Source organism: Pseudomonas sp. SORGH_AS_0199 (assembly GCF_031453735.1).
GTDB classification, from domain to species: domain Bacteria; phylum Pseudomonadota; class Gammaproteobacteria; order Pseudomonadales; family Pseudomonadaceae; genus Chryseomonas; species Chryseomonas aestiva.
In genome coordinates this window covers 2,528,374-2,546,424 of sequence record NZ_JAVJAE010000001.1, presented here as the reverse complement: position 1 = coordinate 2,546,424, position 18,051 = coordinate 2,528,374, and the positions used below count along the sequence as shown (strand labels likewise).

The following is an 18,051-nucleotide window of genomic DNA, read 5'->3' as shown; positions in this document are numbered from 1 at the left end:
CCAGCCGTACCACCAGGTTGCCGCCCAGACAGCGCGGCTCAGAGATCTACGGATGATCGCTCGAACATCTTCCGAGCGGCGCCGATGGATGACCGCTAGGCCTCCACCTGGCTCCACTGTTTGTTCAGCCGCTTGTCCGACACCGGCATCCGCGTGCCCAGCTGCTGGGCCCAGAGCGACACCCGATACTCTTCCAGCATCCAGCGATAGAGCTCTAGGTTGGCGTCGCGCTTGCCCTCCTGACCATGCTTGGCGGCGCGGGCGCGATACTGCTCCCAGAGACCGGCCAGCTCGCCGCTCCAGACGCGATCGCGCTGCACCTGGCCGCCGAGCTTGTCGAAGCGCTGCTCGATGGCCTTCAGGTAGCGTGGATACTCCTTGAGCCATTCCAGCGGCGTATCGCGGACGAACCCGGGATAGACCAAGCTACCCAGCTGCGCCTTGATGTCGTTGAGGGCCACCGCCTGGGCCAGGTCGATGCGACCCTTGAATTTCTTCTGCAGGCCATGCCAGAGCTTGAGGATCTCCAGGGTCAGGCGCGCGATGCGTTCGGCCTGCTCGGTCCAGCCCGCCTTGCGCCGTTCGGCCAGCGAGGCCAGGCCGGCGCCATCGCGGGGCAGCTCGGCGTCGTCGGCGAGGATGGTGGCGTCCAGGCTGGCCAGCAGGATGTCTTCCACCAGGGCCTCCGGCCGGCCCAGTTCGCGGTGCAGCAGGCCCAGCTCGGTGAGCCCGGGCAACTTGCCGCGCAGGAACTTGGCCTGTTCCGCCAGTTGCTGCAGCAGCAGTCGCTGCAGGGCGCGGCGGTGCTGGTAGCGGGCTTCGGCCTGGGTGGCGAAGCGGCCTTCGCGCACCGTGCCCTGCTCGTCCACCAGCGCCGGATAGACCGTCATGGAAAGGCCGGCCACCTGCTGCTGGGTCTTGGCCGCCACCTCGGCGAAGGCCTTGGCCTCCACCGGGCGCTGCTCCTGGCGTTTCTGCGTCGGCAGCGCCAGGGCCGCCTGGCTTTCCTGGGCGAAGCGCGCCGTCACCTCGGCCAGGTCGCGGCCCTCGCCCAGCGGCTTGCCCTGGGCATCGACCACCTCGAGATTCATGCGCAGGTGCGGATCCAGGCCGGCTTCGGCCTCCGGCCAAGCGTCGTCGGGGATGCGGGCACCGGTCATGCGCTGCAGTTCGCGTCCCAGCGCCTCGTGCAGCGAGCCCTCGCCGAAGGGGATCTTGTCCAGCGCCGCGCGAACGAAATCCGGTACCGGGACGAAGTTCTTGCGCAGGGCCTTGGGCAGGTTGCGCACCAGGGCCACGCAGCGGTCATAGAGCAACCCTGGCACCAGCCAGTCGAGGCGCTGGGGCGGCAGCTGTGGCAACAGTGGCGCCGGCACCCGCAGAGTGACGCCGTCACGCGGATGGGTCGGGTCGAATTCGTAGGACAGCGGCAGGGTCAACTCGCCCAGGCGCAGGGTGTCCGGATACTGGGCGGCGGTGACCTCGCTGGCTTCGCGGGCAAGGACGTCTTCCTCGCGCATGATCAGCAGATCGGGCTGCTTGGTGCTTTCGCGGCGATACCAGCTGTCGAAGGTGGCAGTCTGGTAGACGTCCGCCGGCAGACGCGCGGCATAGTAGTCAAACAGGGTTTCCTCGTCGGCGAGGATGTCGCGGCGGCGGGCCTTGGCTTCCAGTTCGTCCAGCCGCTCCAGCAGCGCCCGGTTGGCGGCCAGGCACTTGGCGCGACTGTTGATCTCGCCGCGCACCAGGCCCTCGCGGATGAACAACTCGCGGGCAGCGGGCGGATCTACGGGGCCGAAGTGCACCGGGCGACGACCGACCACGATCAGGCCATAGAGGGTGACCTGCTCATAGGCCACCACCTGGCCCCGCTTCTTCTCCCAGTGGGGTTCGAGGTGGGTCTTCTTGACCAGGTGCCCCGCCACCGGCTCGATCCAGTCCGGTTCGATCTTGGCCACCATGCGGGCGAACAGCTTGGTGGTCTCCACCAGCTCCGCGGCCATGATCCAGGTGGGTTTCTTGCGGCCGATGACGCTGCTGGGATGGATCCAGAAGCGCCGCTGGCGCGCGCCCAGGTAGTCGCCATCCTCGCTCTTCTGGCCAATCTGGCTGAGCAGACCGGCGAGAATGGCCTTGTGCAGCGCCGCGTAACCACGGGCGCGTACCGCCGCCTCGCTGGCTTCGGCCTGTTGCTGGGCCTTGGCGTTGACGTGCTTGTCGGTGGTCGGCGCGGGTTTGTGGGTGCCCTCCGCGGCTGCTGGCGCTGGACTTTCGGCCTTGCGCACCTGGAGCCCCAGTTCGCGGCACAGCAGGGTCAGCTGGCGATGGGCATCGCGCCACTCGCGCAGCCGCAGGTAGTTGAGGAAGTGCTTGCGGCACCAGCTGCGCAGGGCGTTGGAACCCAGCGCCTGGCGTTGCTCTTCGAAGCCGTGCCAGAGATTGACCAGGGCGGCGAAATCCGAATCCGGGTCCTTCCACTGGGCGTGGGCCTGATCGGCCTGGGTCTGGCGGTCCGCCGGGCGCTCGCGCGGGTCCTGCACGGACAGCGCGCTGGTGACGATCAGCACCTCGGCGAGACTGCCCTGCTCGGTCGCCTCCAGCAGCATGCGCCCCAGCCGCGGATCGACGGGCAGGCGCGCCAGTTGCCGACCCAGGGGCAGCAGGCGGCCTTCGACATCGACCGCCGAAAGTTCCTGCAACAGGGTGAAGCCGTCCTTGATCGCCTTGCCATCCGGCGGCTCGATGAAGGGGAAATCTTCGATGCGACCCAGGCGCAGATGCAGCATCTGCAGGATCACCGCCGCCAGGTTGGTGCGCAGGATTTCCGGATCGGTGAAGGTCGGGCGACCGAGGAAGTCCTCTTCGCTGAAGAGGCGGATGCAGATGCCTGGCTCGACCCGGCCGCAACGACCCTTGCGCTGGTTGGCGCTGGCCTGGGAGATGGCTTCGATGGGCAGTCGCTGGACCTTGGCTCTATAGCTGTAGCGACTGATGCGCGCGGTCCCGCTGTCGATCACGTAGCGGATGCCCGGCACGGTCAGCGAGGTCTCGGCGACGTTGGTGGCCAGCACAATCTTGCGCCCGGGACGCGGCTGGAAGATCTTCTGCTGCTCGGCCGGCGTCAGTCGGGCATAGAGCGGCAGCACCTCGGTGAATTTCAGCTGGGCCTTGCGCAGGACCTCGGCGCAGTCGCGGATTTCGCGCTCGCCGGGCAGGAACACCAGTACATCGCCCGGGCGCTGACCGACGCTGCGCTCGTGGGCCTCGATCTCGTCCAGCGCCTGGAGGATGCCCTGGTCCACCGAGAGATCGTCCACCAGCCGTTCGCCGTCTTCATCCACCTCGGCGCTGAGCGGGCGGTACCAGGTCTCCACGGGATAGGTCCGCCCGGACACCTCGACGATGGGTGCGCCGTCGAAGTGCCTGGAGAAGCGCTCCAGATCGATGGTGGCCGAGGTGATGATCAGCTTGAGATCGGGACGACGCGGCAGCAGGGTCTTGAGAAAGCCCAGCAGGAAGTCGATGTTGAGACTGCGCTCGTGGGCCTCGTCGACGATGATCGTGTCGTAGCGCTCGAGAAAGCGGTCGTGCTGGGTTTCGGCCAGCAGGATGCCATCGGTCATCAGCTTGATCAGGGTGGCATCGGTGCTCTGATCCTCGAACCGCACCTGATAGCCCACCAGTTCGCCCAGCGGCGAACCCAGTTCCTCCGCCACCCGGGCGCCCACGCTGCGCGCCGCCAGCCGGCGCGGCTGAGTGTGGCCGATCAGTCCCTGCACACCCCTGCCCAGTTCCAGACAGATCTTGGGCAGCTGGGTGGTCTTGCCCGAACCGGTCTCGCCGGCGATCACCACCACCTGATGGCCGGCGATGGCGCGCTTGATCTCCTCGCGCTTGGCGGCGATTGGCAGGGCGTCGTCGTAGCGGATGCGCGGCACGCTGGCACGCCGCGCCTCGACCTTGGCACAGGACGCCTGGAAACGCTCCAGCCACTGGGCTTCGCGGGTCGGATCAGGTTGTTTCTGCAGGGCCTGGAGCTGGCGCCGCAGGCGATGGCGATCGGCGTTGAAGGCCTGATCCAGGTTGGCGGCGAGACGGGCAACGGAGGGGGTATCGGTCATGAAACTCTTTCGACGGCGGTCGCTTGGACCGGTAAGTGTAAAAGAGTTGGGGGGTGCGGCGGGGCTTTACAAGAACGGCGGGTGGAAAACCGCCGGGTTGCCGGCCCCTGCGCGACGCCTGGTCGCGCAGGGGCGGTAGCGCATTAGCGCTTGGCCTGGACGCTGGCCACGTTCAGTTTGGCCGGCGGCGTGCGCAGGGCCATGTCCAGGGACTGCAGGGCCTTCCAGGCGTCCTGTTGCAGATCGGCGGGATCGGCGTGATCGAACTTGATCTTTTCGCCGGCGGCCGGCAGCGGCGGACGGGTGCCGTAGATCAGCGCATAGAAGACCGAGGCGGTCAGGTAGGTGCCGGTAAAGGACGGATGGCTGCCGTCGGGCAGGAACAGCCCCGGCTGCGGCTGATCGGCCAGGGCCTTCTGCCAGGCCTGGCCCACCGGGGCCAGCAGTGCGCCGGTCTCCTTGGCCAGGGGGGTGTAGACGCTGTCCAGCTGCGCCTGCATGGTCGGGTTGTTCTGCCGGGCCCAGGTCAGGTACAGGATCGGCTGGGCGCCGTCCTTGCGCGCCAGATCGGCGATCAGGCGTACGTACTGACGGGTGAGGTCCGGATTCTTCACCGGCATCATGCTGTGATCCTGGATCACCACGTAGTCGTAGTTGGCCTTGGCCAGCTCGTCCTGCACGTCGTGGCGCTTCCAGTGTTCCTCGAGGCTGGCGCCGCTGAAGGTTACATGCTTGACGTCCAGCGGACGCGACTGACCAGCCTCGACGGACATTTGACGGACCATTGCCGGCAGATCGTTGACGAAGGTGTAGCTGTTGCCCACGAACAGGACGCGGATGGGTTCACCGGCCTGGACCTGACCGAGCACGCTGGAGCCCAGCAGGAAGAGGCCCAGCACGGCCTGGCGTACGCTAATTCGCATGGTGTGTCCTCAAGGAAAGAGGTCGGAGAGATGACGGCAAAATGCCGCCTGCGGTTTATACCCGAACCTCTTGCGAAAACCATGCTTGGAAACCAGCGGCACTGCTACCAGTCGACGAGAGGTAGCGGCGCAGGGGACGTAGCGACGTCCTGTTACGCCTTCTTGAGTTCGGCGTCACGCAGTTCACGACGCAGGATCTTGCCGACGTTGGTGGTCGGCAGGCTATCGCGGAATTCCACCAGTTTGGGTCGCTTATAGCCGGTGACGTTGTCGTGCATGTGCTTGAGCACCTGCTCGGTAGTCAGGGACGCACCGGGCTTGGGCACCACGAATACCTTGATCTTCTCCCCCGCCACCTCGTCGGGAATGCCGATAGCCGCGCACTGCATCACCCCGGGCAGCTGGGAGAGCACCTCTTCCAGCTCGTTGGGATAGACGTTGAAGCCGGACACCAGAATCATGTCCTTCTTGCGATCGACAATGCGCAGGTAACCATCCGGCTCGATCACGGCGATGTCGCCGGTACGCAGCCAGCCCTCGGCATCCAGCACCTCGGCGGTGGCCTCGGGTCTCAGCCAGTAGCCTTTCATGACCTGGGGGCCCTTGACGCACAACTCGCCGGGGGTGTCGAAGCCCTGGGCCACGCCATCGGCATCCACCACCTTGCAGTCGGTGCCCGGCACCGGCATGCCGATGGTGCCCAGCCGGCGACGCTCCAGCGGATTGAAGCTCACCACCGGACTGGTCTCGGTCATGCCGTAGCCTTCGCAGATGCCGCAGCCGGTGACCTCTTCCCAGCGCAGGGCCACGGATTGCTGCAGCGCCATGCCGCCGGAAAAGGTCACCTTGAGCTGGGAGAAATCCAGCTGGCGGAAATCCTCGCTGTTGCACAGGGCGGCGAACAGGGTGTTCAGACCGACGAAGCCGTTGAAGCGCCACTGCCTGAGTTCCTTGACCAGCGCCGGCAGGTCGCGCGGATTGGTGATCAGGACATTGTGGTTGCCCTGGATCAGCATGGCCATGCAGTGAATGGTGAAGGCATAGATGTGGTAGAGCGGCAGCGGCGCGATCATGACCTGGGCACCGCCGCCCAGGTACTTGGTCATCAGCACCTGGCACTGCAGCATGTTGGCCACCAGATTGCGGTGGGTCAGCATGGCGCCCTTGGCGATGCCGGTGGTGCCGCCGGTGTACTGCAGCACGGCGACGTCCTCCGCCGCAGGGTCGGCGTCGACGAAATCGACGTGCTCGCCCTTGGTCATGGCATCGACGAAGCGGATGGAATGGGGAATGCGATAGGCCGGCACCATCTTCTTGACATGGCGGACCACGGCGTTGACCAGCAGGCGCTTGAAGGTCGGCAGCAGGTCACCAACCTCGGTGATGATGACGTGGCGGATATCGGTCTGCGGCAGCACCTGTTCGGCCAGGTGCGCCATGTTGGCCAGGCAGACCAGCGCCCGGGCGCCGGAATCCTTGAACTGGTGCTGCATCTCGCGGGCGGTATAGAGGGGGTTGGTGTTGACCACCACCAGGCCGGCGCGCATGGCGCCAAAGACCACCACCGGGTACTGCAGCACGTTGGGCATCTGCACGGCGATGCGATCGCCGGGTTGCAGGTCGGTGTGCTTTTGCAGATAGGCGGCGAACTGGCCGGACAATTCATAGAGTTCGCGGTAGCTCAGCGTCCGCCCCAGATTGCTGAACGCCGGGCGCTCGGCGTAGGTCTGGCAGGCCTCGCGAAATACCGCCAGGACGTTGCGATAACGGTCCAGGTCTATGTCTGTCTGGATGCCCTCGGGATATTTGTCACTCCAGAAATTCGGCATCATGCAGCCCGCTCCCGCTCTATGGTTATTGTTCGTTGGCGTGCCGTGATCAGCGCTGAACCGGCCCTGCGAGCCTAGCAGCTTTGCCTAGCCCGCAACAGCATCAATATCCGCCCTTAACGTCACATAATGACCATATGGTCAATTACGGTCACGCTCTCTGCCGGCTTTTCCGGGAGGTGATTAGCCTCCGGCGGCGAGGCTGGGTAGAATGCCCGGCTTCGCGGCGTCCGCCGCCCTGTCACAGCTGCCGGAGCGCTTCATGAGCCTGACCGAAAACATCCCTTATGAAGCCCTCGAAATCGGCCAGAAGGTGACCGTGACCCGCACCATCGAGGAGCGCGACGTGCTGCTGTTCGCCGCCGTCTCCGGCGACTGCAACCCACTGCACCTGGACCCCGAATTCGCCGCCAAGACGCTGTTTCGCGAGCCCATCGCCCACGGCATGCTCAGTGGCGCCCTGATCAGCGCCGCGGTGGCCTGCAACCTGCCGGGACCGGGCACCCTCTATGTCGACCAGACCATGACCTTCGAAAAGCCGGTCAAGCTGGGCGATACCCTGACGGTCGAAATCGAGGTGCTGGAAAAGCTGCCGAAGTTTCGCGTGAGCCTGGCTACCCGGGTGTTCAACCAGCACGGGGACAAGGTCGTCGACGGCGTCGCCAAGGTGGTCGCGCCGCGCAAGCCGGTGCAGGTGCAACAGGTGGAACTGCCCCCCGTCACCGTCGGCTGAGCCACCCTTCCCCGCTTCAACTCAGATCGGCCAGGCCTCGTTGCAGCGGGGCTTGGAGACTGAACTCGCTGAACGCCACTTCCATGCCGCCGCGCTCCGGGGTGCCACAGACCGGGCCGACCCGGTATTCCGCGGCGGCTGGCAGGCTGGCCAGGCGCAGCAGCGGCCAGCGCTGACCGTCGAACGAGGTCTGGACCCGCAGGGTACCCTGGGTCAGGGTGACCCTCAGCCACACCTCCTCTCGCTCACCCAGCGGTGCGCCCACGGCCAGATCCGAGCGTCCCAGGGTCAGGACGCTGAGCAGCTGGGGGGTATCGTCGAAGTAGCCGATGCCGACGCGCAGCCACTGCTGCTCATCGATCCGCACCATCAGCCCGGCGTGGTCGCCCTGGTTCTTGCAGCGCGCCGCCACCCGCAGCTGGGCGGTGAAGCCACTGGTGACCCGGGCGCCGAAGAAGTGGCCGCTGTGGCGCTCGGAGCCGTCGTGGGTCTGACGCCAGAAGTCACTGTGGCGATCGGTGATGACCCGCAGCCGCTCGGGCTCGGCCAGCCAGGTCTCGGGTTCATTGATCCATTGGCAGATGTCGAACATGGGGCTCTCCTCGCGTGCTCGCGCTTGGAGTCCCGCCTGCCCCGCAAGTTCGTCTAGACCCCACCTTTGAGAATGGCGGCGGCGATCTGGCCGAGGCCGATTTCCTGCTCCACCGCGCCGAGCTTCATGGCTTCCTTGGGCATGCCGTAGACCACGCAACTGTCTTCGTCCTGGCCGAGGGTCCGGCCGCCGACGTCACGCAGCTCCTTGAGGCCGCGGGCGCCGTCATCGCCCATGCCGGTCATGATGATACCCAGGGCATTGCTGCCGGCGGCCCGCGCCACCGAGCGGAACAGCACATCCACCGAGGGGCGATGGCGACTCACCGGCGGACCGTCGACCACGTCCACCTGATACTGGGCACCACTGCGCTTGAGCAGCATGTGGCGACCGCCCGGGGCGATCAGCACCCGCCCCGGCAGGACCCGATCGCCATGCCGGGCTTCGCGCACCTCCAGCTCGCAGAGGCGATCCAGGCGCTCGGCGAAGGCGGCGGTGAAGCGCTCGGGCATGTGCTGGACCACGACGATGCCCGGGCAGACCCGTGGCAGTGAGGTCAGCACCGCTTCCAGGGCCTGGGTCCCGCCGGTGGAGGTACCCAGGGCGACGATGCGCTCGGTGGTGCGCGCCATGGCCGGGCTGCCGCCGGCCGGCAGGATGGCGTCGGCGCTGAGCTTGGGCGTCGGCACCACCGGCACGCCACGGGGGCGCCAGGCGCTTGAGATTGGCCCGGGCGGCGGCCTTGACCGCGCTGGTGAGGTCGTCCGAGGCGTCCTTGAGGAACTGCTTGAGATTGGCCTGGGGCTTGGTGACGATGCTGACCGCCCCGGCGGCCATGGCCTGCAGGGTGGTGGCGGCGCCCTTCTCGGTCAGGGTCGAGCAGATCACCACCGGGGTCGGACGCTCGGCCATGATCTTCTTGAGAAAGGTGATGCCGTCCATGCGTGGCATCTCCACGTCCAGCACGATGACGTCGGGCCACTGCTTGCGCATCTTGTCCTGGGCGAACACCGGGTCGGCGGCGACCCCCAGCACCTCGATGGCCGGATCCTCCGCGAGACTCTGGGCGAGCACCTGCCGCACCACGGCGGAGTCGTCGACGATAAGGACCTTGATCTTGTTCATGGAGTAATTCTCGTAAGCGGCGGAACATAGGGTAGCTCCACCTGTTGCATGAGCACCCGGCCGTCGACGAGGTCCAGGGACAGTTTGCGATGGCCGGCGCCGCGGACATGGGTCCGCACCGAATGGATACCGGCCTGGGCCAGCTGCGCCAGCGCCGCCTCGACGTTGACGTCGCCGATGCTGCGGACGCGATCGCGCAGGAGCTGGGGAAACATGTTGCCGCCGCCGTAGAGGTGCACCTGGTAACCGGGCAGATCACCGCCGTGGCGGGCGATCGCCCCCAGCAGCAGCTGCAGGGATTCGTCGACATAGTGACCGTCGGCGGGCGCGCCGGGCACGGCGCGCTGGCGCGTGGGCAACAGCGCATGGGTCATGCCGCCGAGACGGCGCCGCGGGTGCCAGAAGACGAAGGACACGCAGGAGCCCAGGATGGTCCGGATCCGCACCTCGCCCTGGCCGAAATACCATTCGCCTGGACGCAGAAACAGCTCCGGCGCGGCTGCCATGGCTAGAGCGGACGTTGATAGATGGAAGGACTGACCATTTTCAGGGCGTCGGTCACCCCATTGAGGCTCTCGGAATGACTGACGAAGAAGTAGCCCCCGGGTCGCAGGTGGCGGACCAGGCGGGCCACCACCTGGCGCTTGGTGGGCACGTCGAAGTAGATCATCACGTTGCGCAGGAAGATGATGTCGAAGGTGCCCAGCTCCGGCAGCGAATTGTTCAGATTGATCTGGCGAAAGGCGATCCGCGCGGTCAGGCGCGGATCCACCAGAAAGGTGCCGTCGTTGTCGCCCACGCCCTTGAAGCAGTAGCGCCGCAACAGCGCCGGCGGGATGTTCTCGGCTTCGGCGAGCGGATACTGGGCATTGCGCGCCTTGGCCAGCACCCGGGTGCTGAGGTCGGAGGCGACGATTTCCCAGGGCCGCTCGCCCAGTCCTTCGGCCAGAGTCATGGCCAGCGTATAGGGCTCCTCGCCCGAGGAGCAGGCGCCGCTCCACAGCCGCAGCGGCTGGCGCCTTTCCCAGTTCGGCAGCACCTGCTCGCGCAGGAAGTCGAAGTGCTTGGGCTCCCGAAAGAAATAGGTTTCGTTGGTGGTCAGCAGATCGACCGCCATCTGGCATTCCGCCTGGTCGCGCTGGATCAGCTGGAAATAGGCGTCGTAGCTGGGCGTGCCGCGCTGGCGCACGCGCTTGGCCAGGCGACCGCTCACCAGCGGGCGCTTGGCATCGGACATGCTGATGCCGGCGACCCGGAAGATGAAGCTGCGAAACTGGCGGAATTCGCTGTCGGTCAGCGCGGGGAGTTCCATGGTTCGCGACTCAGGCAGCCGTCATGGCGGCGAGCTGGGCGAGATCGTCTGCGCCCAGCACCCGATCCATGTCGAGCAGGATGACGAAACCGGCACCCTGCTTGGCCATGCCGAGGATGAAATCGGTGCGGATCGAAGCGCCGAAGCGCGGCGCCGGCTCGATGCCGTCGGCGCCGATCTCCAGCACCTCGCAGACCGCGTCCACCACGATGCCGAACACCTGGGGGCCACCGTCGACCTGGATCTCCAGCACCACGATGCAGCTGCGGCGGGAGGTCTCGGTCACCTCGTTGCGAAAGCGCACGCCGAGGTCCATGACCGGCACGGCGGCGCCGCGCAGGTTGATGACGCCACGGATGGCCGGCGGCAGCATGGGCACCGTGGTGACCGCGCCGTACTCGATGATCTCCCGCACGCAGCCGGTGTTCACGCCGTAGAGGTCACCGGCGAGCTGAAAGGTCAGAAACTGGCGCAATAGCATCAGGCTTGCTCCTCGAAACGGGCGAAACCGGCCGGCACGCTGCCACGGGGCGCGCGACGGGGCGAGTCGATCAGCGCCGAGGCGCGCTCGGCCAGGCTCGACCCCGAGCGCTTGGCGCCGGGACGGGCGACCTGCTGGGCCACCGGCGAACCGCTCAGGGTGAAGTATTCCATCATCTGCTGGAGCTGCTCGGCCTGGCCGCTCATCTCCTCCGCGGTGGCGGCCAGCTCTTCGGACGCCGAGGCGTTCTGCTGGGTGATCTGGCTCAGTTGCAGCATGGCGCCATTGATCTGCTCGACCCCGGCGCTCTGCTCTTCGGAGGCCGCGGTGATTTCCTGCACCAGGTCGGAGGTCTTGTTGATGGAGGGCACCATCTCGGCCAGCAGCGATCCGGCGCGCTCGGCCAGGGCCACACTGCTCTTGGCCACGGTGCCGATTTCCTGGGCGGCGACCTGGCTGCGTTCGGCCAGCTTGCGCACCTCGGCGGCCACCACGGCGAAGCCTTTGCCGTGCTCGCCGGCGCGGGCGGCTTCGATGGCGGCGTTGAGCGCCAGCAGGTTGGTCTGGTAGGCGATGTCGTCGACGATGCCGATCTTCTCGGCGATGGTCTTCATGGCCACCAGCGTCTCGCGCACGGCCTGGCCGCCCTCGTCCGCTTCACGCGCGGCCTTGCCGGCCATGCCGTCGGTGACCTTGGCGTTCTCGGTGTTCTGGGCGATGGAAGCCGACATCTCCTCGATGCTGGCGCTGGTCTCCTCGACGGAGGCGGCCTGCTCGGTGCTGGCCTGGCTCATGCTCTGGGCAGTGGCCGAGACCTCTTCCGAGGCGCTGGCCAGGCCATCGGCCGAGCTGCGCACGTCGCTGATGATCTGCGCCAGGGTGGTGGTCATGGTACGCACGGAGGCCAGCATGCTGGTGGTGTCGCCTTCGCGGGTCGCCACCTCGACGCTCAGATCGCCGCGGGCGACGCGCTGCACCACCTCGGCGGCATAGGCCGGTTCGCCACCCAGCTGCCGGATCAGGCTGCGGGTGATCAGATAGCCGAGCAGGACGGCGATCAGGGTCGCCACCGCGCCAATCACCAGCATCAGGTTGCGGGCATCGACGTAGGCGTCGGTCGCCGCTTCACCGGCTTCCTGCATGCGCTGGGCCTGCAGATCGTTCAGGGCGCCGAGGGCGGCGACCAGCTCGTTGTTGTTGGGCGCGAAGACATTCAGCAGATAGTCCCGGGCCTGGCCACGGTCGGTGTCGAGCAGGCGAAAGAATTCGCCGTACTTGTCCTGCAGGCGCTGACGCGCGTCCGTGGCAGCGGCCAGCTTCTGCTTGCCATCCTCACTGACGATCTTCTTTTGCAGATCGGCGAGTATCTCTGCGTTGCCGGAGCGGACCTTGGCGATGTCTTCCTTGGTCTTGGCCAGGGCGCGCTCATCGTCCAGCAGCAGCAGGTTGCGCATCAGGCGGCCGCTGTCCAGGGTGTTACGCACCAGGGTGTTGGCCTGGACGGTCATGGGGAAACGGAATTTCGACATGTTGTCGGCCGAGTCCTTCATGGTGCCCATGTTCAGCAGGGCGACACCCATGACCAGCAGCAGCATCAGGATGGCAGCCCCGAAGCCGATCGCCAGCTTGGTCGAGACGCGAAGTGTGTTCAGCATGGTGGAAGCGCCTCCGGCGCCGATTGAAACTGCTTCGTTTAAGAGGCGCCGGTTACCGTCGCCCATGGCAATGCGGGGTCTTTCAGCTGGCGGCCTGGGCCAGGTTCGCCAGTTCCTGTACGTCGAGGACCTGGGCCACGTCGAGCAGGGTCAGGAAGCCGTCTTCGGACTTGACCATGCCGGCGATGAAGTGCGGCGCCAGGCGACTGCCAAAGGCCGGCGCCGGACGGATGTCCGCCGCGGCGATTTCCAGCACCTCGCTCACCGCATCCACCACCACGCCCAGCACCTGGGTGTCTTCGTCGGCGCACACTTCCAAGATCACGATGCAGGTCCGCGGGCCGACCCGGGTCGGTCGGCCGCCGAAGCGGGCCTCCAGATCCACCACCGGGACCACCGCGCCGCGCAGATTGATCACCCCACGAATGCAGGCCGGCATCAGCGGGACCTGGGTCAGTTGGCCGAACTCGATGATCTCGCGCACCGCGAGGGTATCCACCGCATAGGTCTCACCGTCGACCACGAAGGTCAGGTGCTGATGGCCAAGGTGTTCGTGGGCGATGTCGCCAAGGGTCAGGGCAGTCATGAAGCCATTACTCCGGGAAGCGGACGTAACCGTCCGGCAGGCCGCCCGCGGCCATCTGGGGACGACGCAGGGTCGGCTGGGCCGTACGGCTCGCGGCCGGGCGCGTCTGCTCGATGGCACGCTCCAGGTCCTGGACCGCACGACCATCGCCGGTGTGGAAGAAGCCCATCAGGCGCTGCAGCTGCTCGGCCTGACCGCTCATTTCTTCGGCGGTCGCGGCCAGCTCTTCCGAGGCCGAGGCGTTCTGTTGGGTGATCTGGTTGAGTTGCAGCATGGCGCTATTGATCTGAGTGACTCCGCTACTCTGTTCTTCGGACGCCGCGGCGATTTCCTGTACCAGATCGGAGGTCTTGCTGATGGACGGTACCATTTCGTCGAGCAGTGACCCGGCGCGCTCGGCCAGGGCCACACTGCTCTTGGCCACGGTGCCGATTTCCTGGGCGGCGACCTGGCTGCGTTCGGCCAGCTTGCGCACCTCGGCGGCCACCACGGCGAAGCCTTTGCCGTGCTCGCCGGCGCGGGCGGCTTCGATGGCGGCGTTGAGCGCCAGCAGGTTGGTCTGGTAGGCGATGTCGTCGACGATGCCGATCTTCTCGGCGATGGTCTTCATGGCCACCAGCGTCTCACCCACCGCTTCGCCACCTTCGTTGGCCTCGCGCGCGGCCTTGCCGGCCATGCCGTCGGTGACCTTGGCGTTCTCGGTGTTCTGGGTGATGGAGGCCGACATCTGCTCTACGCTGGCGCTGGTCTCCTCGACCGAGGCGGCCTGTTCGGTGCTGGCCTGGCTCATGCTCTGGGCGGTGGCGGAGATCTCTTCCGAGGCGCTGGCCAGGGCATCGGCCGACAGGCGCACGTCGCCGATGATCTGGTTCAGCTTGCCGACGGTGCCGTTGATCGATTCCTTGAGTTCCAGCAGCTGACCCTGGTAGTCACCGCGCACGGTACGGCTCAGGTCGCCCTGGGAGAGCCCGGCCATGACGCCCATGGCTTCGTTGACCGGCGCCACGATGGCATCGAGTGTACCGTTGATCCCGGCGACGATGCGGCGGAAGTCACCCTGGTGGGCAGCGGCATCGGCACGGGTGTCCAGGCGACCGGCCATGGCCGCCTGGCTCAGCTGGTTGGCGTCCTCGACCAGGCGCTGGATGTTGCCGCGGACCTGCTCGAGGTTGTCGTTGATGACCGCCTTCTGCCCGGGGAAGCGCTCCAGCGCCACCGACAGATCGCCTTCGCCGAAGCTCTTGACGCAGGCCATGGCCTTTGCCGAATCGCTCAGGTGGCCGGCGACCATGCCGTTGACCCCTTCGGCCATGTTGCGATAGGCGCCCTGGAAGCGCTCGGCCGGAATGCGCACCACGGTTTCGCCGCGGTCATGGGCAGCCGACATACTGCTCATTTCGCTGATCAGGCTGCGCAGGGTGGTGACCATGTTCTGCATGGCCGCCATCAGGCTGGTCTTGTCGTCGTCGCGCAGCTTGATGTCGTCCGGCAGATCGCCGGCGGCCACGCAGCCGGCCAGGGTCGCCACCGCCGCGGGCTCACCGCCCAGCTGACGCAGCAGATTGCGGGTGATGAAGAAGCCCAGCAGGGCCACCGCCAGCAGGGTCGCCAGGGCAATGCCCAGGGCCAGCCAGGTGGCCTCGACCTTGGTCTTCTGGGCGACCTGCACACCTTGCAGCGCCAGGGTCTGGTTGTAGCCTACGTGCTCGTCGAGGGCCTTGTTGATCGCCAGCATCACGTCGGTGCGGCTGCGCATCAGGGCCTGGGCGTCTTCGTTGCGATTTTGCCGCGACAGGGCGATGACCTGGTCGCCGAGGCTGAACAGCGCCGTAAAGGCGGCGCGATCGGCGACCAGCAGGCCACGGTCGCGGTCGTCCGAGACCAGCGTCTCGTACTTGCCGAGATTCTGGCCGATGCGCTCCTTGGCCGCGGCCAGGTCCTGCTCGACGGTGGTCATGGTTTCGGCGCTGGTCGACAGCACGTGGCGATAGATGCCCACCACGTAGTCGGAGCGGCTGTCGTTGACCTCGCCGAGCGCCTTGAGGCTGGGAACGGTGTTGTCGTTGCCGTAGTTGGCTGCCTGGAACACCTGGTCGATTTCGTATTGCCCGGTGCCGGCCAGCACCAGGATGCCCAATAATGCGGACAGCACCAGCAGCAGCATTTTCTTGATGACGGTCATGTCGATGGTCTCAAAAAGGCCACCTGCAGGTGGCCGTTGGATAGGGGTCAGGATTCGAAGGAGACGTAGCCGTCAGGCACGCCCGAGGTACCCGTACGCAGGGCCTTGCCCGGGACCTGCATGGCCTTGGGCCGCGAGGCCTCCAGCGCGCGTTCCAGGTCCTGTACCACCCGGCCTTCGCCGGTATTGAAGAAGCCCATCAGGCGTTGCAGCTGCTCGGCCTGGGTACTCATTTCCTCGGCGGTGGCAGCCAGTTCTTCGGACGCCGAGGCGTTCTGCTGGGTGATCTGGCTCAGTTGCAGCATGGCGCCGTTGATCTGGCTCACCCCGCTGCTCTGTTCTTCGCTGGCCGAGGCGATTTCCTGCACCAGGTCGGAGGTCTTGCTGATGGACGGCACCATCTGCTCCAGCAGGGTGCCGGCGCGTTCGGCCAGGGCCACGCTGCTCTTGGCCACGGTGCCGATTTCCTGGGCGGCGACCTGGCTGCGTTCGGCCAGCTTGCGGACCTCTGCAGCCACCACGGCGAAGCCCTTGCCGTGCTCGCCGGCACGGGCCGCTTCGATGGCGGCGTTGAGCGCCAGCAGGTTGGTCTGGTAGGCGATGTCGTCGACGATGCCGATCTTGTCGGCGATGGTCTTCATGGCCACCAGGGTCTCGCCGACCGCCTGACCGCCCTCCCCGGCTTCCCGCGCGGCCTTGCCGGCCATGCCGTCAGTGACCTTGGCGTTCTCGGTGTTCTGGGTGATGGAGGCCGACATCTGCTCGACGCTGGCGCTGGTCTCCTCGACCGAGGCCGCCTGTTCGGTGCTGGCCTGGCTCATGCTCTGGGCGGTGGCGGAGATCTCTTCCGAGGCGCTGGCCAGGGAGTCGGCCGACAGGCGCACGTCGCCGATGATCTGGTTCAGCTTGCCCACGGTGCCGTTGATCGACTCCTTGAGCTCCAGCAACTGCCCCTGGTAGTCACCGCGTACGGTGCGGCTCAGGTCGCCCTGGGAGAGCCCGGCCATCACGCCCATGGCTTCGTTGACCGGCGCCACGATGGCGTCGAGGGTGCCATTGATGCCGGCGACGATGCGGCGGAAATCGCCCTGGTGGGCACTGGCATCGGCGCGGGTGTCGAGACGACCGGCCATGGCCGCCTGGCTCAGCAGATTGGCGTCTTCGACCAGGCGCTGGATGTTGCCGCGGACCTGTTCGAGGTTGTCGTTGATCACCGCCTTCTGGCCGGGGAAGCGTTCCAGCGCCACCGACAGATCGCCTTCGCCGAAGCGCTTGACGCAGGCCATGGCCTTTGCCGAATCGCTCAGGTGGCCGGCGACCATGGCGTTGACGCCTTCGGCCATGCCGCGGAAGGTGCCCTGGAAGCGCTCGACGGGAATGCGGGCATCGGTCTCGCCGCGATCATGGGCGGCGGACAGCTGCACCATCTCCGCGACCAGCAGCTGGATGTTGTCGCGCACCTGCTCAAGGTTGTCGTTGATCACCGCCTTCCTGCCGGGGAAACGCTCCAGCGGCGCGGCCAGATCGCCTTCGCCGAAGCTTTTGACGCAGGCCATGGCCTTGGCCGAATCGCTCAGGTGACCGGCGACCATGGCGTTGACGCCTTCGGCGACGTTGCGGAAGGTGCCCTGGAAGCGCTCCAGCGGGATGCGTTTGTCGGTCTCGCCGCGATCATGCTCGCTGGCCATGGTGCTCATCTCCTGCACCAGACCGCGCAGGGTCACCACCATGCGCTGCATGGCGGCCATCAGGCTGGAATCGTCGCCGGCGCGCAGCTGCAGATCGTCGGGCAGGTCGCCCGCGGCGGTGCGGTTGGCGACCTTGGCCACCTCGGCCGGCTCGCCGCCGAGCTGACGCAGCAGGTTGCGGGTGATGAAGAAGCCGAGCAGGCCGATCAGTAGCAGGGTGGCCACGGAGATGCCGACCGACAGCAGCGTGGCCTGATTGAGCGTGCCCTCCGCCAGGTTGGACTGCTCGGTTCCCAGCTTCTGGTTATAGAGGCGATGGGCGTCGAGAACATCACCCACGTGGGTGATGATCTCCTGGTTTTCGCCCAGCAGCCGCTTGACCTCGTCATCCTGGCTGGCGCGCGACAGCGGGATCACCTTGGCCGCGAGCTGGTTGAGCGCGGCGATCGCCTGCCTGTCGTCTTCCCATAGACGCTTGTCGGTGTCGTCGGAGATCTGCCCCTCGTAAGCCTTGAGCGCCTCATCGGTCAGCCGCTGCGATTCGCTGAGTTCCTTTTCGGCCTTCTGGGTGGCGGCATCACCGTCGGCGGCGAGATGGCGATAGATGTTGGTGATGACATCGGCGGAATGGGCGTCGACGGCGTCGATGCCCAGAATGGCCGGCACGGTATCGTTGTTGCCGAAATTGGCCCGTTCGAAGACCTGGTGCAATTGGTAGTAGGCCAGCCCTGCCAGGAGAATGATCCCCAGCAGCGCGGAGAGGACCAGCAGGGACATGCGTTTGGTAACGGTCATGGACTCTAAATCCTTGTCGGTCAGGTCAA

At 66.5% G+C, this 18,051-nt stretch carries 10 protein-coding genes and 5 pseudogenes; 1 reads left to right on the top strand and 14 read right to left on the bottom strand.

Translation table 11 applies throughout. The features are described 5' to 3' along the window. Positions 1-95: 95 nt before the first annotated feature. From hrpA to QE444_RS11945, 3 genes are all read right to left on the bottom strand, one after another. Positions 96-4,121, bottom strand: coding sequence for an ATP-dependent RNA helicase HrpA (hrpA, locus tag QE444_RS11955; protein WP_309738702.1), 4,026 nt, complete (start codon positions 4,119-4,121; stop codon positions 96-98). A gap of 143 nt (positions 4,122-4,264) precedes the next feature. Then, positions 4,265-5,044, bottom strand: a complete 780-nt coding sequence (locus tag QE444_RS11950) for an SGNH/GDSL hydrolase family protein (RefSeq protein WP_273862827.1) — start codon at positions 5,042-5,044, stop codon at positions 4,265-4,267. A gap of 152 nt (positions 5,045-5,196) precedes the next feature. Beyond that, positions 5,197-6,876 carry a long-chain fatty acid--CoA ligase gene (locus QE444_RS11945; protein WP_133859369.1) on the bottom strand — a complete coding sequence of 560 codons (1,680 nt, stop codon included), beginning with the start codon at positions 6,874-6,876 and terminating at the stop codon, positions 5,197-5,199. Positions 6,877-7,135: 259 nt separating this feature from the next. On the opposite strand from QE444_RS11945, the gene QE444_RS11940 reads away from it, so the two are divergent. Continuing rightward, complete coding sequence (locus QE444_RS11940) at positions 7,136-7,606, top strand: MaoC family dehydratase (protein ID WP_309738700.1); 471 nt, start codon at positions 7,136-7,138, stop codon at positions 7,604-7,606. A 16-nt stretch (positions 7,607-7,622) separates the two neighbouring features. Here the strand turns inward: QE444_RS11940 and QE444_RS11935 are convergent, their stop codons facing one another. The 11 genes and pseudogenes from QE444_RS11935 to QE444_RS23580 all read right to left on the bottom strand — a co-directional run. Continuing rightward, complete coding sequence (locus QE444_RS11935; protein ID WP_309738698.1) at positions 7,623-8,198, bottom strand: DUF1349 domain-containing protein; 576 nt, start codon at positions 8,196-8,198, stop codon at positions 7,623-7,625. 53 nt (positions 8,199-8,251) lie between these two features. Beyond that, positions 8,252-9,323: pseudogene (locus QE444_RS11930) on the bottom strand (chemotaxis response regulator protein-glutamate methylesterase). Beyond that, the gene (locus QE444_RS11925) at positions 9,320-9,829 is read right to left on the bottom strand and encodes a chemotaxis protein CheD (RefSeq protein ID WP_187979017.1); all 510 of its coding nucleotides are present in this window, start codon (positions 9,827-9,829) and stop codon (positions 9,320-9,322) included. The pseudogene QE444_RS11930 and the gene QE444_RS11925 overlap by 4 nt, the downstream one beginning before the upstream one ends. A 2-nt stretch (positions 9,830-9,831) precedes the next feature. Further along, a complete protein-coding gene (locus QE444_RS11920; RefSeq protein WP_133859374.1) occupies positions 9,832-10,635 on the bottom strand; it encodes a protein-glutamate O-methyltransferase CheR in 804 nt (267 codons plus the stop codon). 10 nt (positions 10,636-10,645) lie between these two features. Continuing rightward, positions 10,646-11,116: a chemotaxis protein CheW gene (locus QE444_RS11915; protein ID WP_183630429.1), complete on the bottom strand. Its 471-nt coding sequence runs from the start codon at positions 11,114-11,116 to the stop codon at positions 10,646-10,648. Continuing rightward, on the bottom strand, positions 11,116-12,771 hold the full coding sequence (locus QE444_RS11910; RefSeq protein WP_187979016.1) for a methyl-accepting chemotaxis protein: 1,656 nt from the start codon (positions 12,769-12,771) through the stop codon (positions 11,116-11,118). Before QE444_RS11910 ends, QE444_RS11915 begins: the two co-directional genes overlap by 1 nt. 82 nt (positions 12,772-12,853) lie before the next feature. After that, positions 12,854-13,357 carry a chemotaxis protein CheW gene (locus tag QE444_RS11905; protein ID WP_133859377.1) on the bottom strand — a complete coding sequence of 168 codons (504 nt, stop codon included), beginning with the start codon at positions 13,355-13,357 and terminating at the stop codon, positions 12,854-12,856. A 7-nt stretch (positions 13,358-13,364) separates the two neighbouring features. Further along, a pseudogene (locus QE444_RS23595) lies at positions 13,365-14,369 on the bottom strand (methyl-accepting chemotaxis protein); the annotation flags it as partial. A gap of 186 nt (positions 14,370-14,555) precedes the next feature. Next, positions 14,556-15,539, bottom strand: a pseudogene (locus tag QE444_RS23590) (MCP four helix bundle domain-containing protein); the annotation flags it as partial. A gap of 187 nt (positions 15,540-15,726) precedes the next feature. Beyond that, positions 15,727-16,444 (bottom strand): annotated as a pseudogene (locus tag QE444_RS23585) (methyl-accepting chemotaxis protein); the annotation flags it as partial. A 57-nt stretch (positions 16,445-16,501) separates the two neighbouring features. After that, positions 16,502-18,022: pseudogene (locus tag QE444_RS23580) on the bottom strand (MCP four helix bundle domain-containing protein); the annotation flags it as partial. Positions 18,023-18,051: the final 29 nt, after the last annotated feature.

What these genes read in the sequence shown, in the direction of transcription:
- hrpA (WP_309738702.1), bottom strand. Translation starts at nt 4,121, where the DNA reads ATGACCGATACCCCCTCCGTTGCCCGTCTCGCCGCCAACCTGGATCAG.
- QE444_RS11950 (WP_273862827.1), bottom strand. Translation starts at nt 5,044, where the DNA reads ATGCGAATTAGCGTACGCCAGGCCGTGCTGGGCCTCTTCCTGCTGGGC.
- QE444_RS11945 (WP_133859369.1), bottom strand. Translation starts at nt 6,876, where the DNA reads ATGATGCCGAATTTCTGGAGTGACAAATATCCCGAGGGCATCCAGACA.
- QE444_RS11940 (WP_309738700.1), top strand. Translation starts at nt 7,136, where the DNA reads ATGAGCCTGACCGAAAACATCCCTTATGAAGCCCTCGAAATCGGCCAG.
- QE444_RS11935 (WP_309738698.1), bottom strand. Translation starts at nt 8,198, where the DNA reads ATGTTCGACATCTGCCAATGGATCAATGAACCCGAGACCTGGCTGGCC.
- QE444_RS11925 (WP_187979017.1), bottom strand. Translation starts at nt 9,829, where the DNA reads ATGGCAGCCGCGCCGGAGCTGTTTCTGCGTCCAGGCGAATGGTATTTC.
- QE444_RS11920 (WP_133859374.1), bottom strand. Translation starts at nt 10,635, where the DNA reads ATGGAACTCCCCGCGCTGACCGACAGCGAATTCCGCCAGTTTCGCAGC.
- QE444_RS11915 (WP_183630429.1), bottom strand. Translation starts at nt 11,116, where the DNA reads ATGCTATTGCGCCAGTTTCTGACCTTTCAGCTCGCCGGTGACCTCTAC.
- QE444_RS11910 (WP_187979016.1), bottom strand. Translation starts at nt 12,771, where the DNA reads ATGCTGAACACACTTCGCGTCTCGACCAAGCTGGCGATCGGCTTCGGG.
- QE444_RS11905 (WP_133859377.1), bottom strand. Translation starts at nt 13,357, where the DNA reads ATGACTGCCCTGACCCTTGGCGACATCGCCCACGAACACCTTGGCCAT.